This is a genomic window from Micromonospora sp. R77 (genome assembly GCF_022747945.1).
Classification (GTDB): Bacteria; Actinomycetota; Actinomycetes; order Mycobacteriales; family Micromonosporaceae; genus Micromonospora.
In genome coordinates, this window is the sequence record NZ_JALDST010000001.1 from 6639909 (window position 1) to 6654646 (window position 14738).

The window sequence follows — 14738 nt, forward strand, 5'->3', positions numbered from 1 at the left end:
TCACCCGCCGATGAACACGTAGCTCAACCGGTCGACCAGCTCGCTGGGCAGCTGCAGGCCCTCGCCGCCGGCCCGCGTGGCGACCTGCTGGGCGACCGCCGGCGGCACCGCCACCTGACCGAGGATGGTCCGGACGGCGAGCTCCACCGGCAGGTACTGGGTGTCCATCAGGGTCAGCGTCCGGTACGCGCAGAACGGCGCGGCGGCCGGGTTCAGCTGGACGATCGCCGGCAGCTCGTCCCAGTCGGTGGGCAACTCCCCGGCGAGCCGGCACGGCCGCATCAGCGTCTCGCCGCGGTGCCGCAGGACGCCCAGCCGGGTCATCTGCCAGACCGAGGCCAGCAGCGCGCAGGCCCACACCCGCTTCGGCTCGTCGGACCACAGCTCGACGTCGACGAAGATGGAGTGCCGGGGATCGCCGGACTGCACCGGCGGGGACCACGGCCGGGGCAGGGTCATCGCCGGCGCGTCGACGTGCGGCGGCGTCCGCTTGCCGTTGGACAGCCAGCCCGACTCGCTCAACGGCGGGCGGCTCCCGGTGGTGTTCCGGGGCGGCTCCACCACCAGGGTGTCGACGACCATCTGCGCCAGCTCGACCCCGTCGTGGCGGGCGAAGCTGGACTCCCGCGCCACGTAGTCCAGCAGCAGACCGTGCTCCGCCGCGGCGCTCTGCACCTGCGGGATCACCTCACGCGGGGTGCCGAAGCGGTGGAAGTAGTCGTCCAGCATGAAGCAGGTGCTGATCCGCGGCTGCCGACGCCCCGGCAGGCCCCGCCGGGCCAGCGCCGGGATCGCGGCCGACCAGTGCGCGATCTGCTCGAACTTGCGGCGCAGCTCCTGGCACCCGTCGCCGAAGTCCTCGGCGTAGAAGTGCCCCAACTCCACCGACAGGTGCGAGTACGGCACGCTCTCTGTACGACGCACCGCAGCTGCCTCCTGGAACCTGACATCCACGCTGATCACACGGTTTCCCATGCCGTCTCGTCGAAGAGCTTCTCGGTCAGACCCACGAAGGCGTCCACGGTCCTGGAGTTCGCGATCTTGGTCTGTACGTCGTGGTCCGAGATGAGCTGCTCCCGCCACTGCAACATGGGATCCAACGGCACCGCGCCGAGCTGGGTGGTGCGCCCGACGCCGCGGCGGCGGGCCAGCGCCGACAGCTCCGCGTCGCACTTGCGCAGGAAGGCCTGCTGCGCGAGGTCGAGGTGACCGACCTCGGGGCCACGCGAGTCGATCACCGCGGTGCGGACGAACCGCAGCGACTCCCGCAACCGGTCCGGCTCGTGGCCGTACTCCTTGCCCATGGCCACGATCCCGCCCGCCTCGAAGGCCAGGTCCGCCGCCGCGGTGACGTGCTGCGGGGTCCACCGGTGAAAGACCAGCCAGCGTACGGCGACCTTGCGCAGGGTCGGGGTCGCGGTCGCGGCCAGCGCGATCTGGCTCGCGTACGACCGGCCGGCGCTGAGGTCGACCAGGGTCAGGTCGAACTCTTCCTCCAGCCGGAGGAAGAGTTCGGCGCAGCGCTTGGCGATGGCGTCGGTGAACCCGAACTCGCTGCCGTTGCGCTGCCCGGGCACGAGTACCAACGGACCGGACCCGATGGGACGCTGGCGCAGGCTGGCCCGCTCCGAGGTGCCCCAGACGTCCAACTGCTCCGGGGACGGGATCTCCCCGCGCAGATAGCGGTGCAGGCCGCCGCCGTTGGGCCCGACGCCCTCCACCCCGTTGACCGCCTGCGGGATCTGGAACGTGATGCCGGCCGTCGGCGAGCCGAAGTCGTAGTCCAGGTAGCAGGTGGGACGGCCGGACAGCGCGCTGCGGTAGGCGATGTTCGCCGCGGTCACCGAGCGCCCGGTGCCGCCCTTGTGGGAGGTGACGAAGACCAGCATTCAGATCCCCTCGCTGGCTTTCTGCTGCCCGGTGGTGACGTCGTTGAGCAGCAGCAGCACGGTGTTCGCCAGGGCGGCCGCCGTGCCGGGCCGTTCGTCCACCAGCAGCTGGGCCTGGCGCAGGCTGGCCCGGATGCCGCGCATGCTGCGCTGCATCGCCTCACCGGCGAACATGCCGCGCATCAGCTCCCGGTCGAAGAGGTACTCCGCCTCGTCGATGAGGTCCTGCGCGTACCCGGCGAGCCGGGCGGCGCGCGGGAACGGCCGCTCCCAGAGCAGTTGGCCGGCGCTGACCAACGCGTGCACCACCCGCTCGGTCAGGTACCACGACGGCGCGTCCGGCTTCGGCGCCAGCCCGGGGAAGGCACCGCCCGCGTGGTCCCACAGCCCCCGGTGCCGGCCGTCCGGGATCCGCCGCAGCAGCAGGTGGTCCCACACCTCGTCGGCCAGCTCGAGCAGCTCACTGCGGCGCCGGGCGTTGCTCAGCAGCCCGGCGACGGTGGCCGCCCGGTGCAGCAGCACGGTGGAGAACTCGTTCACGTTCCACGTCATGATCGGCTTCGACGTGGCGTCGTTCAGGGTGACCCGTTTGCCCGGCGAGTGCACGAGCAGCGCCGGCTCGCCCGGGGACGCCCGCCGGGTGACCCGGGCCCGCTGCGCCAGCTCCACCAGCACCGAGGCGATCCGGCCGAGCTCCTCGTCACCGCCCCGGCCGACGGCGATCAGGCCCTTCACCGCCAGCGACGTCGCCTGGAGGGTGTAGTAGTCGGTCCGGTCACCGTCGGTCGTCCGCCACGGGATGTCCTCGATGGGCCACCGCCGCCGGTTGCCGAAGGTCGCCACCGTCGCCCAGTACGTCCGGGTCAGTTCCCAGCGCAGCTGCAGCGCGCGGGACAGCCGCTGCTGCTCCTCGTTGAGCAACCCGAGCAGGCGGGTCCGTTCGGAGTTCAGGTCCTCGATGGCGTCCATCGCGATGACCGTGAAGTAGAGGTAGGGGGCGTTCTCCGCCGACCCCGCGCGCTGCCGGCCGATCGGCTCGGTGGTCGGGACCTCCTCGGCCCCGGCGATGATCCCCCACGACCAGCCGCACTCGAACAGCATCTCGCTGTTGTCGAGATCCTCGGTCACCCGGCCCGACCCGATGACCACGCTGCGCAGACTGGCCATGGTGTCCCGCAGCTGCTCGCGCAGCGCGTCGACGAGCTCGCGGCGCGGCAGCTCGTCCTGGTTGACCATGTCGCACAGCCGCAGGCCGTACTCGTCGGTGGCGGTGAAGACGAAGGTGCTGAAGCTGCGCAGCAGGCCGACCATGGCCGCGGTCAGTCGGGTGCTGGCCATCGCCTCCAGCTCGTCCAGCTGGGCGAGCAGGTCACGCCGCTGGGTGGAGCCGCGGTAGACCTTGACGAAACCGATCGTCGCCAGCGTGAGCGTGACCGAGACCGCGAACGAGTCGACGATGTCCGTGCCGCGCTGCTCGTCGGTGAGCTCCCCGCCGCCCTCGACCGGGGTGAGGTAGCTTCCGCCGCTGAAGATCGGCGTGCCGGTCTCGTCGGTGTGCCGCCGGAAATAGTCGATCATCACGCTGACCAGTCGACGGGGAATCTCGATCGCACCGCCGATCGGGCCGAGCGCCTCGATCACCTCTTCGTCGGTGCGGTCCGGGTCGTCGAGCGACAGGACGGGGACCTTGGCGGCGGGCAGCAGCAGGGTCAGCAGTTGCTCCGCGTCGCTGATCGAATTGCTGCCGCTGCGGCCACCCCAGTGCCATTCACCGTTGTCCCAACAACTGCGCACCGAGGCCCGCCAGATGTCGAGGATCTCCTGGCGCGGCTGCATCCGCATGATCCACCGCCGTCTGTTGTAGTCGTCGACTCGAAACCGCTGGTGTTGCCGTTGCGCACGATGGTCTGCGGTGATCCAGAATGGCGTGCGACATCATGGTAGCGGCCCGGTCGAGCGCCACTTGCGACGCTTCGACGGCCGCGTGTCGGCGGGTCGCCGTCCCGCCGGCGGCACCCGCCATGATCAGGCATCGATCTCAGCCCCGGGTCCGGCCGGTGGTCAGCAGCATGCTGAGGTATCCGTCGCGCAGCGGCGGCCTGGGCAGCACCTCGTGGACGTCCAGGTCGTACGCGCCGGCCGCGATGCTGGCCACCACCTCGGCGCGCTGCAGTGCCACGGCCGGGAACGCGCACCGGCCGACCCGGTAGCCGCGGGAACCGAGCATGACCGCCACGGCGAAGGGCGAGCCGGGCCGCAGCGCGTCGAGGAACCGGCCGATGGCCCGCTCGGCCTCCGCCCGGTCGGCCGAGATGGAGCAGGCCACGAAGAACATCGTGCCGGCACCCCAGGCGCGCCTGGGCAGGTCGAAGACGCTGGTCCTGCGCACCCGGCCGACCTGTGCCAGGCGACCGCGCGGATCGGTCAGCGCCGCGTACGCCGGGTGCTCCGCGCACACCTGCCAGTACGGGTCCCAGAGGTCGTCGTACCCGTCGACCTGCGTGCGCAGCCAGCGCACATTCGAGGCGGAGAACTCGCACAGGTCGACGGTCCGCGCGAACGGCAGCAGCGACAGCGCCGGATAGAGGTTCGCTCCCGATCCCACGTCGACGCAGCGCGCGTCGGAGAGCTTCGACTCGGCGAAGAAGTCTCTGGTACGGCGCAGGATCTCCCGGTCGTCGGCGCGCAGGTCCGCGTAGTTGTGCCGGACGTACGCCTGGGGGTCGAACCCGTCCCACTCGACATCGGCATTGGCCGACCGAGGGAACCGTGCCGGTGGGGGCGATGCCGACGACTCGCCACCACCGCCGGCCGCCGGGGTCAACGCCATGGACGTGCCTCCATCGATGTCGGCGGACGACAGCGGGCCGTCACGGAACGCGCTCGGCCCACTGCCCATTGTGTATCGAAGGTGACCTCGGCTGGCAAGGGGCGGCACCGCGCCGATTCCTCGGGGGACGGGCGCCGACGGAGGCTGGACCGTCCCGGCTCCGGGAACGAGGACGACACCGGGCCCGGGCGCAAGCTGCACGGTCGGGGTGGCCGGTTGTCGGGTTGACCGGGGATCGGCGATCCGCCCCCGCCGGTGTGGCATGGCGACATGAGTGGAGATCTGTTCGCCAAGGTTCGCCGGTACGAGTCGTACGCCTTCCGTCAGGAGCTGGAGGCGCAGGGCGAGCTGCCCTACTTCCGGGTCATGCAGGGACCACCGACAGCGGTGACGATGATGGGTGGCGCCCCCCGGGTGAACCTGGGCTCCAGCAACTACCTCGGCCTCAGCGGCGACGCGCGGCTCACCGCCGCGGCCCACGGCGCCCACCAGCGGTACGGGACCTCGATCAACGGTTCCCGGCTGATGAACGGCACCACCGAGCTGCACCTGCGGGCCGAGGAGGCGATCGCCGACTGGTTCGGCGAGGAGGACGCGCTCGTCTTCGGCAGCGGCTACACGGCCAATCTGGGCGTGATCGGCGCCCTCGTCGGCGAGGGCGACGTCGCGGTCTGCGACGCCGGCGACCACGCGTCCATCCTGGACGGCGCGCGGCTCGCGCCGGGGCGGCTGCTGGCGTTCCGGCACAACCGGATGGACCGGTTGGAGACGCTGCTGCGCCGGGCGAGCGCCACCGAGGCGGGCGTGCTGGTGGTCGTCGACACCGTCTACTCCATGCAGGGCGACCTGTCGGACCTGGTCACGGTCACCGGGCTGGCCCGCCGGTACGGCGCCCGGCTGCTGGTCGACGAGGCGCACGCCGTCGGCGTGCTCGGACCCGACGGCCAGGGGGTCACCGCGCTGGCCGGCCTCGCCGACGGTGTCGACCTGCGGATGGGCACGTTCTCCAAGGCGCTCGGCGGGGCGGGCGGCTTCGTCACCGGACCGGCCGACGTGATCGACTTCCTCCGGGTGCAGGCCCGCTCGTTCCTGTTCACCGCGGCCGCTCCGGCCGGTGGCGTCGCGGCCGCCCTGACCGGCATCGAGATCGTCCGTTCCGCCGAGGGTGAGGAGCGGCGCGGGCGGCTCGCGGCCAACACGGCCCGGCTGCGGGAGGCGCTGACGGGTCTGGGCTTCGACCTGGCGCCCGTGCCGGTGACCGCGCACGGCGTGCCGGTGCAGACGCCCATCCTGCGGGTCCCGGCGCCCGACGACGCGACCGCCGCCCGGATGTGGAAGCTCCTCTACGACGAGGGCGTCTACGTCAACGTCGCGCTCTATCCGGCGGTGCCGCGCGGTCAGGCGCAGCTGCGGGTCAGTGTGATGGCCACGCACACCGACGAGCAGCTGGAGCGGGTGGAGGCGGCGTTCGCGGTGCTGGCCCGGAAGCTGGCCGTACACCCGGTGGACATGGTCGCGGGGTGAGCCCGGCGCGACGCCGGGCGGGCGGCGGCGGTCCGTCGGTCCGGCGCCGCACCGTCCGGCCGGTCCTCAACCGCGCACGAACTCGCCGGAGCGGGCCACCTCCAGCAGCACGTCGTTGCTCTCGGGCGGGCCGACGGTGACCCGGACACCCTCACCGGGGAAGGCGTGCACCAGCAGCCCTCGGGTCCGGCAGGCCGCCGCGAACCCGGCGGTCCGGTCGCCCAGCGGCAACCAGACGAAGTTCCCCTCGCTCGCCGGCACCTCGATGCCGGCGGCGCGCAGCGCGGCCGTCACCCGGTCCCGCTCGGCGGCGACCGCCCGCCGCCGGGCGCCGTACTCCGGCTCGGCGGCCAGCGCGGCAATCGCGGCGGCCTGGGCGGTCTCCGGCACCAGGAAGGGCATGGTGACCCCGCGCAGCGCGGCGATCGGCCCGGGGTGCCCGAGCGCGTAACCCACCCGCAGCCCGGCCAGGCCGTACGCCTTGGAGAAGCTGCGCAGCACGATCAGGTTGGGGTGGCCGGGCAGGGTCGCCGGGCCGTCGGCGGTGGCCGGATCGGTGGCGAAGTCCCGGTAGACCTCGTCGAGGACGACGAAGACCCGCCGGGGCACCCGGGTCAGGAACCGGTCCAGGTCGTCCTGGCGGATCGGCACGCCGGTCGGGTTGTTGGGACTGCACAGGAAGACCAGCTTCGTCCGCCGGCGCACGGCCTTCGCCATCGCGGTCAGGTCGTGCGCGTGGCCCCGCAGCGGCACCCGTCGCAGCGGCACGCTCATGCCCTCGGCGATCAGCGGATAGCCCTCGAAGGAGCGCCAGGCGGCGAGCACCTCCCCCCGCCGTCGGCCCCGGGCCACCAGGTGCAGCATCTGCTGGATCAGGCCGGCACCGCCCGCGCCGACCGCCACCCGGTCGACCGGCACCCGATGGTGCGCGGCGATCGCCTCGGCCAGCGCGGTCGGATAGACCTGTGGATAGCGGTTGACCCGGGCCGCCGCCTCGACGATCGCGTCCAGGACCGCCGGCACCGGCGGGTACGGGCTCTCGTTGGCGTCCGCCCGGTGGAGCTGCTGTTGCGACATGTCGCCTCCTCGGCCCGACGCTATGCCCGGTCCGGGCGGCGGCAAGCGGCCGGACGGCGCGGTCACCGGGGCGCGGCAGGGCTGCCCGGTCGGGCACCCCGGTCGAGGCGGTCGCCGTCGGCTGGCCGGCCGGGGCGCGCGGTGGCAGCGTCGCCGGCCGGGGCACCGCCCCGCCGATCGGACCCCCGACGACAGGAGACACCCGTGGCGGCCGGATCCGCGCGACCCACGCCCTCCCGCACCGCCGTGCTGGTGGTGGTCTGCCTGGCGCTGTTCATGGCGCTGCTGGACAGCACCGCGATCAGCCTCACCCTGCCCGCGATGCGGGCCGACCTCGACGCCGACCTGACCGGCCTCGTCTGGATCGCCGACGGGTACGTGCTGATCTTCGCGGCGCTGCTGCTGACCTCGGGCAGCCTGGGTGACCGGCTCGGCCGGGCCCCGATGTTCCTCGCCGGGCTGGCGGTCTTCACCCTCGGCTCGGCGCTGTGCGCCGCCGCGCCCCGGCTGGAGCTGCTGGTGGCCGGTCGGGTCGTGCAGGGGCTCGGGGCGGCCCTGGTGACCCCGCAGACCCTGGCGATCCTCTCGCACACCTTCCCCACCCCCCGCGAGCGGGCGCGGGCCTTCGGCGTGTGGTCGGGGGTGTCCGCGCTGGCCCTGCTGCTCGGGCCGGTGCTCGGCGGGATGCTCACCGCGCGGTGGGGGTGGCGGTCGGTGTTCCTGGTCAACCTGCCGGTCGGCGCCCTGGCGCTGCTGCTGGGCGCGCGGGCGCTGCTCGGCCGGGACGGCACCGCCCGGCCCGCCGGTCCGCTGCGCCGGGTGATCGACCTGCCCGGTCAGCTGCTCGCGGTGCTCTGGCTCGGCACCCTCACCGTCGCGCTGGTGGAGGGCGGCCGGTACGGCTGGGGCTCGCCGCTGATCCTCGGCCTGTTCGTCGCCTCGGTGGTCGCGCTGGCGGCGCTGCTGGTCGTGGAGTCGCGGGCACCGCACCCGATGCTGCACCTGGAGCTGTTCCGGTCGGCCACCTTCGCCGCGAGCACCCTGGTGATCGGTCTCGTCGCGTTCGGCATGTACGCCTCGTTCTTCCTGGTCAGCCTCTTCCTCCAGCAGACGCAGGGCTATTCGGCGGCGGCGGCGGGGGTGCGCTTCCTGCCGGCGATGGCCGCGGTGATGGTGGCCTCCCCGCTGGCCGGGCTGCTGGCCGGGCGGGTGGGCGCCCGGGTGCCGGTGGGTGCCGGCGCGCTGCTGATGGGCGCGGCGCTGCTGCTGTTGGCCCGGGTCGGCGCCGACGACCCGTACGGCGGGTGGTGGCCGTTGCTGGTGCTCTTCGGCGTGGGCATCGGGCTGGCCATTCCGCCGGTGAACAGCGCACTGATGGGCAGCGTCCGGCCCGACCGGGCGGGGCTGGCGTCGGCCACCGGGGAGACCGGGCAGCAGATCGGCGCGCTGGTCGGCATCGCGGTGCTGGGCGCCCTGGTCACCGGCGGGTTCCGCCGGGTGGTGGCCGACGGCGCGGGTGCGGTCGGCCTCTCCGGCGCGGACTCGGCCGAGCTGGCCCGGCGACTCTTCGCGCAGGACGGCGACCTCCCCGGCACGGCGACCCCGGCCGTCCACGCCCTGGTGGACCGGGCGCTCACCACCGGCGTCCACCTGGGTCTCACCGCCGCGGGGATCGCCGCCCTGGTCGCGGCGGCGGTGGCCGTCCTGATCCGCGAGCCCCGGACCTCGGCCGGTCAGCCGCCGTCCGCAGTGGCAGCGGAGCCCCGGCACGCGGCGGCGGCGCGGGAGGGCGGTAACGGGTGAGGCGCCCGCCGCCGGGGTGGCGCTGGAATCCACGGCGGACACCGGCGGTGACCGGGCGCGGGCTGTTCCGTAACGGACGGACCCTGACTAGCGTTGGCGGCGTGCAGATTGGCGTGAACGTACCGAACTTCGCCCCGGGCACCGATCCGGACGTGCTGCGGCGGTGGGCGCAGACGGTCGAGGGCCTCGGTTTCGACCTGCTGATGGTCTCCGACCACATCGCCGTGACGCCGGACGTGGCCGCGCAGTACCCGGCGCCGTTCTATGAGCCGTTCACCACGCTGTCCTGGCTGGCCGGGGTGACCCACCGGGTCCGGCTCGGCACCACCGTGCTCATCGTCCCGTACCGGCATCCGCTGCTCACCGCCCGGATGGCGGCGAACCTCCAGCGGCTCAGCGGCGGCCGGCTCGTCCTGGGCGTCGGCGTCGGCTGGGCCCGGCAGGAGTTCGAGGCGCTCGGCGTGCCGTTCCGACGGCGCGGCGCGCTGACCGACGCGCACCTGCGTGCCATGAGCGACGCCTGGCGGGACACCGCCGACTACGACACGCCCGCGATCCCAATCTGGGTGGGCGGCAACAGCGACGCCGGGATACGTCGGGCGACGCTCCACGGCGACGCCTGGCACCCGCTGCGGATGACCCCCGGATGGCTGGCCGAGGCGGCCGGACGCCTGAAGGCCACCGCCGACGAGCTGGGCCGCCCGGTGCCCGCGTTGGCGCCGCGCATCGCCCTGCGGCAGACCCGGGAACCGGTCACCGCCGCCGACCGGCTCGCCGGTGTCGGCACCATCGACCAGATCGTCGCCGACCTCGACCAGCTCCGCCTGCTCGGCGCGGAGACGGTGGTGCTCGACCCGTTCAACGGCGACCTGACCGAGATCCGCCACCCCGAGCGCGCCTGGCGGACCCTCGCGGCCGTGGCCGCCCACCACAATTCCCAGGAGGACCGGTGACCCCCGACGACGAGACGTTTCTCCGCCGTGCCGTGGAACTCGCCAGCAGGGCCGGGGCGTCCGGCGAGCGGCCGTTCGGCTCGTTGCTGGTCGGCGCGGACGGCACCGTCCTGATCGAGGACCACAACACCGTGGTCTCCGACTCGGACATCACCGCTCATCCGGAGCTCAAGCTGGCCCGCTGGGCCGCCCGGGAACTCGCCCCCGAGGTGGCCGCGCGGACCACCATGTTCACCAGCTGCCAGCCCTGCCCGATGTGCGCGACCGCGATCGACCGGTCCGGCCTCGGCCGGGTCGTGTACGCGCTCTCCGCCGAACAGTTCGAGCAGGTCAGACCGGCCAGCGCGCCGCTGCCCCCGGTACGGTACGAGGGGCCGTTCCTGTTCGACGAGGCACGCCGGCCGATCGAGGACCACTACTAGACCGGGCCGGCGTCGGGCACCGGGGCGGCGAGCTGCGGCGGGCGCTGCATCTCCTGCCACATCTTCGGCGCACTGCGCGCCACCACCACCTTCGCCACCTGGCCCACCGCCCAGCGCAGCGCCTTGTTGCGGACCGGCTTGAACCGGCTGACCCGCAGCACCCGCTCCCGGATCCAGAAGACGCGTTCCCGGCGGCGGCGCTCGTACTCGCGCAGGCCGGCGGTGACGTCGGTGGCGGTGGCGAGGCAGTCGCCGAGCACCACGCCGTCCTCGATGGCCATGCAGGCGCCCTGGCCCAGGTCGGTGGGGAGGGCGTGGGCGGCGTCGCCGAGCAGGGTCACCGGTCCCTCGCCCCACCGGTCGTGCCACTCGTGGTAGTAGACGTCGAGCCGGCTGATCCTCTCGGGCGGGGTGGTGCCGACGAAGACGGGCGCCGGCCCGCCGACCGACGCGGCCAGTTCCTCCGCCCGGGCCGCGCTGCCGCCGGGGTCCTCGCCGCCGGGCTCGCGCTCGCAGGAGAGCGTCCACACCACCCGGTCGCCGCCGACCAGCCAGGCACCACCACCGATCCGGGTGTCCGGGTTGGTGAACAGGTGCACCACGCCCCGGCTGAGTCCGCAGGTGCCCGGGGCGATGCCCCGATAGGTGGACCGTCCGGTGTGCACGACGGGCAACTCACCGCGCAGCTGGGTGAGGATCGTCGAGCGGATCCCGTCGGCGGCCACCAGGGCGGCGCCGCTCACCGTCCGCCCGTCGCCGAGTTTCAGGGTCACCCCGTCGGCGGTGAGCTCGTACCCGGTGGCGCGCTGCCCGTACTCGGGGTGCACGCCGTGTTCGGCGCACGCCTCGCGCAGCAGTTCGATGAGGTCACCGCGGCCGATGCCCACGGCAGGGGTGCCGCCGGGCGAGATGCTCTCCGCGATGGCCATCCGGAACATCACCCGTTGGTGCTGGTCGCGGCTCTCCGAGCCGGTCAGCACCTCCGCGCGGTCCAGCAACCGCCGCTTGAGCCCCAGCGACGCCAGGGAGGTCGTCGCGTTGCTCCAGATGGTGTGGCCGAACCCGGCGTTGGTGACGATCTCGGCCAGGTCGCGCCGCTCGTACACCTGCACGGGGATGCCGTGCCGGGCCAGGGCCAGGGCGGCGGTGAGGCCGCCGACCCCGGCGCCGGCGATGAGGATCGGTGCGGTGGTGGTCATGGTGTGCTCCTCGGGTCAGCGCCGGGTCATCAGCAGCATCACGGTGCGCGGGCGGGTCGGCAGGTATTCCAGGTCGAAGGCGTCGCCGAAGAGCTCCTTCTCCTCGCCGGGAGCGATCATCGGCGCCATCTTCGCGCCCCCCTTCAGCTCGCTCTTGTCGCCCTGGAAGCACCAGAGCAGCACCCGACCGCCGGGCCGGCTGAGCCGGTGGATGGCCCGGGCCACCGCCTGCCGCTGCTCTCCCTCGGTGTCGTTGAGCGCGCCGAAGTCGCAGATCAGGTCGTAGCAGTCGGCGAGGCCGGGGATCGGGCCGGCGGTGATGTCGGCCTCGGTGAAGGTGCACCGGTCGGCGACCCCGGCGGCCGTCGCGCGGGCCCGGGCCCGGCGCAGCGCCACCGGCGAGAAGTCCACCCCGACGACCGGGCCGAAGCCCTGCGAGGCCAGGTAGACGGCCTCGGCGCCGGTGCCACAGCCGAGGTCCAGCGCGCGGGGCAGCTCGGTCGGGGTGAGGCGGCCGGACTCGACCAGCTCGGCGAGCTGGGGCCGGACCTCCTTGTCCCAGGGGGCCAGGTTGAACCGGTAGAGGGTGTTGTAGAAACCGGGGCGCAGCCGCATCAGGACGTCCTTCCGTTCTCCGCCGGCGCCGTCCGCGCCGGTTCCAGGTCCGCGGCGATCCCCTTGAGCACGGTCGCCTGTTCGTCGTTGAGGAAGAAGTGGCCGCCGGGCAGGACCCGTACGTCGCACGGGCCGGTGCTGAGCGGGGCCCAGTCCGGCAGCGTGGACGGTGGGGCCTCCGGGTCGTCCGCGCCGCCGTAGACGGTCAGCGGTGGGCTGATCCGCGGGCCGGGTCGCCACCGGTAGGTGTCGGCGGCCTCGAAGTCGGCGCGCAGGACGGGGATCACCAGGTCCAGCAGCTCGTCGTGGGCGAGCACCTCCTCCGGGGTGCCGGCCAGCTCGCGCAGCCGCTCGCGGAACTGCGCGTCGGGCAGCCGGTAGTCGTACCGGCCGGCGGGCTGGGGGTGCTGCGGCGGGAGGTGACCGGAGACGAACAGGTGCGTCGCGGGCCGCCCGTGCAGGTGTTCCAGCCGGCGGGCCAGCTCGAACGCGACCAGCGCGCCGAGGCTGTGGCCGAAGAGGGCGTAGGGGCGGTCGATGCGGTCGAGCACCGGCCCGAGGACGTCCGCGGTGATGGCGTCCACGCTGGTCAGCGGCGTCTCGACGATCCGGGCGCCGCGACCGGCCAGCTCCACCGGCACCACCTCGACGCTGTCCGGCAGCTCGCGCTGCCAGCGGCCGTAGACGCGCATCGCGGAGCCGCCGGCGTACGGCAGGCAGAACAACAGGACCCGGCTCACCGGTCAGCCCTCCGCCGGGGCGGGGCCCCGGTCCTGGGTGGCGGCGATGGTACGGAACTGCATGTTGGAGGTCCCCTCGTAGATCTTGCCGACCTTGGCGTCCCGGTAGAACTTCTCCACCCCGTGCTCGGGGACGAAACCGTTGGCACCGAGCGTCTCCACGGCCAACGCGGCGGCCCGCTCGGCCACCTCCGAGGCGACGTACTTGGCCATGGCGGTGGCGCGCAGCCGCTGGGCGGGCGAGCCGCCGTGCTGGAGCAGCCGGGTGGTGTCGTAGAGCAGCGCGCGGGCGGCCTGGAGTTCGGCGGCGATCCGGGCCAGCGGGAACGCCACCCCCTGGTACGTGCCGATCGGCTGGCCGAACTGGTGGCGGCGGGCCGCGTAGCCGGTCGCGGCGTCCAGCACCCCCTGGGCCAGCCCGACGAGCTGGGCGGCGATGCCGACCTTGCCGACGTTGAGCGTCTCCACCGCCAGCAACTCCCCCGCGCCGGGGCGGCCGAGCAGGTCCCGCCGGCCGACCCGGACGCCGTCGAAGGTGACGTCGCAGGTGGAGCTGGCCCGGATACCCATCTTGGCCACCGGCGGACCGACGGTCAGGCCGGGGGCGTCCCGGTCGACCAGGAACGCGGTGAGGCCGGCGTCGGCGAGCCGGGCGAAGACCACGAAGAGGCCGGCCTCGGCGGCGCTGCTGATCCAGCGTTTCGCCCCGTCGATGACGTATCCACCGCCGTCGGCGACGGCCCGGGTGCGGCCGTTGAACGCGTCACTGCCGGTGTCCGGCTCGCTGATCGCGTACGCGCCGACGGTGCCGTTGGCCAGCCGGGGCAGGTGCCGGCGGCGGGTGTCCCCGTCGCCGTGGTGCAGCAGCGCGCTGGCCACCAGGGCGTTCTGCACGTCGACCAGGACGGCCACCGACGGGTCGACCCGGGCAATCTCCTCGACGGCGAGGACCACGGCGAACAGGTCCCGCCCCGCTCCCCCGTACACCTCGGGGATCTCGATGCCCAACAGCCCGGCGGCGAAGAGTTCCCGGACCAGGTCGGGGTCGATCCGGGCGGCGTCGTCCATGGCCCGGACCCGGGGGGCGACGACCTCGGCGGCGACGCCACGGACGGTGTCGCGCCACTTCTGGTCCTCGGGCGGCAGCCAGGTCACCGGCTGCGGCACGGTGGCGACGGTCATCGTGGGCTCCCCTCGGTGTCGGCGGCGGTGCCGTCGGCCGGGTCCACCGGGGTCGCGGCGGAGTCCGGGGCGGCCGTTCGGCGGCCGGTCACGGCGGTGAGGAAGGCGGTGAGGTCGGCGCCGCCGAGGCCGGCGAGCGGGAAGTCGCTCGGGCTGACCGTGCCGGCGCCCGGCCAGGCGCAGTGCGCGGCCAGCTCGCCCAGGGCGGCGTCCAGCCCGTCGGCCAGGGCGTCCAGGGTGGCGGTGTCGGCCGGGTCGGCACCGGGGGCGTGCAGCTCCACCAGCAGGTCACCGGCGGCCAGGTGTCCGGTGACCAGCACCCGGTGCCCGGGTCCGTCGCCCACGCCGAGGGCGCCCGCGGGTTCGCCGGCCGCGCCGGTGCGCCGTTGAGGTCGCCGAGGTGACGCAGCAGCAGCAGTTGCGCGGACCGGTCGGTCGGCACCGGCCGCGCGGCCGCCCGGCGGTGGTGTTCCTTGACCGCCGGCACCAGCTCCGTCAGGTCGT

General features: G+C 73.8%; 14 protein-coding genes. 4 read left to right on the top strand and 10 right to left on the bottom strand.

What is annotated here, in order from left to right:
- The 4 genes from MRQ36_RS30860 to MRQ36_RS30875 form a co-directional block, all read right to left on the bottom strand.
- The gene (locus MRQ36_RS30860; protein ID WP_278187638.1) at positions 1 to 975 is read right to left on the bottom strand and encodes an SCO2522 family protein; all 975 of its coding nucleotides are present in this window, start codon (positions 973 to 975) and stop codon (positions 1 to 3) included.
- A complete protein-coding gene (locus MRQ36_RS30865) occupies positions 960 to 1889 on the bottom strand; it encodes an SCO2523 family variant P-loop protein (RefSeq protein WP_242800245.1) in 930 nt (309 codons plus the stop codon). The genes MRQ36_RS30860 and MRQ36_RS30865 overlap by 16 nt, the downstream gene beginning before the upstream one ends.
- Positions 1890 to 3731 carry an SCO2524 family protein gene (locus tag MRQ36_RS30870; RefSeq protein ID WP_242800246.1) on the bottom strand — a complete coding sequence of 614 codons (1842 nt, stop codon included), beginning with the start codon at positions 3729 to 3731 and terminating at the stop codon, positions 1890 to 1892.
- A 196-nt stretch (positions 3732 to 3927) separates the two neighbouring features.
- Entirely contained in the window at positions 3928 to 4719 is a 792-nt protein-coding gene (locus tag MRQ36_RS30875; RefSeq protein WP_242800247.1) for an SCO2525 family SAM-dependent methyltransferase, read from the bottom strand.
- Between the two features lie 270 nt (positions 4720 to 4989).
- Here MRQ36_RS30875 and MRQ36_RS30880 point away from each other — a divergent pair, with 270 nt between their 5' ends.
- Entirely contained in the window at positions 4990 to 6243 is a 1254-nt protein-coding gene (locus tag MRQ36_RS30880) for an aminotransferase class I/II-fold pyridoxal phosphate-dependent enzyme (protein ID WP_242800248.1), read from the top strand.
- A gap of 66 nt (positions 6244 to 6309) precedes the next feature.
- Here MRQ36_RS30880 and MRQ36_RS30885 read toward each other — a convergent pair whose 3' ends face one another.
- Positions 6310 to 7320: a histidinol-phosphate transaminase gene (locus MRQ36_RS30885; RefSeq protein WP_242800249.1), complete on the bottom strand. Its 1011-nt coding sequence runs from the start codon at positions 7318 to 7320 to the stop codon at positions 6310 to 6312.
- 204 nt (positions 7321 to 7524) lie between these two features.
- On the opposite strand from MRQ36_RS30885, the gene MRQ36_RS30890 reads away from it, so the two are divergent.
- The 3 genes from MRQ36_RS30890 to MRQ36_RS30900 all read left to right on the top strand — a co-directional run bounded on the left by MRQ36_RS30890 (position 7525) and on the right by MRQ36_RS30900 (position 10498).
- Positions 7525 to 9123, top strand: a complete 1599-nt coding sequence (locus MRQ36_RS30890) for an MFS transporter (RefSeq protein ID WP_242800250.1) — start codon at positions 7525 to 7527, stop codon at positions 9121 to 9123.
- A 101-nt stretch (positions 9124 to 9224) separates the two neighbouring features.
- A complete protein-coding gene (locus MRQ36_RS30895) occupies positions 9225 to 10076 on the top strand; it encodes an LLM class flavin-dependent oxidoreductase (protein WP_242800251.1) in 852 nt (283 codons plus the stop codon).
- Positions 10073 to 10498 (top strand): nucleoside deaminase, encoded by a 426-nt coding sequence (locus MRQ36_RS30900; protein ID WP_242800252.1) that lies wholly within the window; start codon positions 10073 to 10075, stop codon positions 10496 to 10498. Before MRQ36_RS30895 ends, MRQ36_RS30900 begins: the two co-directional genes overlap by 4 nt.
- Here MRQ36_RS30900 and MRQ36_RS30905 read toward each other — a convergent pair.
- The 5 genes from MRQ36_RS30905 to MRQ36_RS30925 are packed head-to-tail and all read right to left on the bottom strand — an operon-like array spanning position 10495 to position 14578.
- Positions 10495 to 11697 carry an NAD(P)/FAD-dependent oxidoreductase gene (locus MRQ36_RS30905; RefSeq protein ID WP_242800253.1) on the bottom strand — a complete coding sequence of 401 codons (1203 nt, stop codon included), beginning with the start codon at positions 11695 to 11697 and terminating at the stop codon, positions 10495 to 10497. The genes MRQ36_RS30900 and MRQ36_RS30905 overlap by 4 nt on opposite strands.
- 15 nt (positions 11698 to 11712) lie before the next feature.
- Complete coding sequence (locus MRQ36_RS30910; RefSeq protein ID WP_242800254.1) at positions 11713 to 12312, bottom strand: class I SAM-dependent methyltransferase; 600 nt, start codon at positions 12310 to 12312, stop codon at positions 11713 to 11715.
- Positions 12312 to 13052, bottom strand: a complete 741-nt coding sequence (locus MRQ36_RS30915; protein WP_242800255.1) for a thioesterase II family protein — start codon at positions 13050 to 13052, stop codon at positions 12312 to 12314. The genes MRQ36_RS30910 and MRQ36_RS30915 overlap by 1 nt, the downstream gene beginning before the upstream one ends.
- A gap of 3 nt (positions 13053 to 13055) precedes the next feature.
- Entirely contained in the window at positions 13056 to 14234 is a 1179-nt protein-coding gene (locus MRQ36_RS30920) for an acyl-CoA dehydrogenase family protein (RefSeq protein ID WP_242800256.1), read from the bottom strand.
- Positions 14231 to 14578, bottom strand: coding sequence for a hypothetical protein (locus MRQ36_RS30925; protein ID WP_242800257.1), 348 nt, complete (start codon positions 14576 to 14578; stop codon positions 14231 to 14233). Before MRQ36_RS30925 ends, MRQ36_RS30920 begins: the two co-directional genes overlap by 4 nt.
- Between the last annotated feature and the right edge of the window lie 160 nt (positions 14579 to 14738).

What these genes read in the sequence shown, in the direction of transcription:
- MRQ36_RS30860 (WP_278187638.1), bottom strand. Translation starts at nt 975, where the DNA reads ATGGGAAACCGTGTGATCAGCGTGGATGTCAGGTTCCAGGAGGCAGCT.
- MRQ36_RS30865 (WP_242800245.1), bottom strand. Translation starts at nt 1,889, where the DNA reads ATGCTGGTCTTCGTCACCTCCCACAAGGGCGGCACCGGGCGCTCGGTG.
- MRQ36_RS30870 (WP_242800246.1), bottom strand. Translation starts at nt 3,731, where the DNA reads ATGCGGATGCAGCCGCGCCAGGAGATCCTCGACATCTGGCGGGCCTCG.
- MRQ36_RS30875 (WP_242800247.1), bottom strand. Translation starts at nt 4,719, where the DNA reads ATGGCGTTGACCCCGGCGGCCGGCGGTGGTGGCGAGTCGTCGGCATCG.
- MRQ36_RS30880 (WP_242800248.1), top strand. Translation starts at nt 4,990, where the DNA reads ATGAGTGGAGATCTGTTCGCCAAGGTTCGCCGGTACGAGTCGTACGCC.
- MRQ36_RS30885 (WP_242800249.1), bottom strand. Translation starts at nt 7,320, where the DNA reads ATGTCGCAACAGCAGCTCCACCGGGCGGACGCCAACGAGAGCCCGTAC.
- MRQ36_RS30905 (WP_242800253.1), bottom strand. Translation starts at nt 11,697, where the DNA reads ATGACCACCACCGCACCGATCCTCATCGCCGGCGCCGGGGTCGGCGGC.
- MRQ36_RS30910 (WP_242800254.1), bottom strand. Translation starts at nt 12,312, where the DNA reads ATGCGGCTGCGCCCCGGTTTCTACAACACCCTCTACCGGTTCAACCTG.
- MRQ36_RS30920 (WP_242800256.1), bottom strand. Translation starts at nt 14,234, where the DNA reads ATGACCGTCGCCACCGTGCCGCAGCCGGTGACCTGGCTGCCGCCCGAG.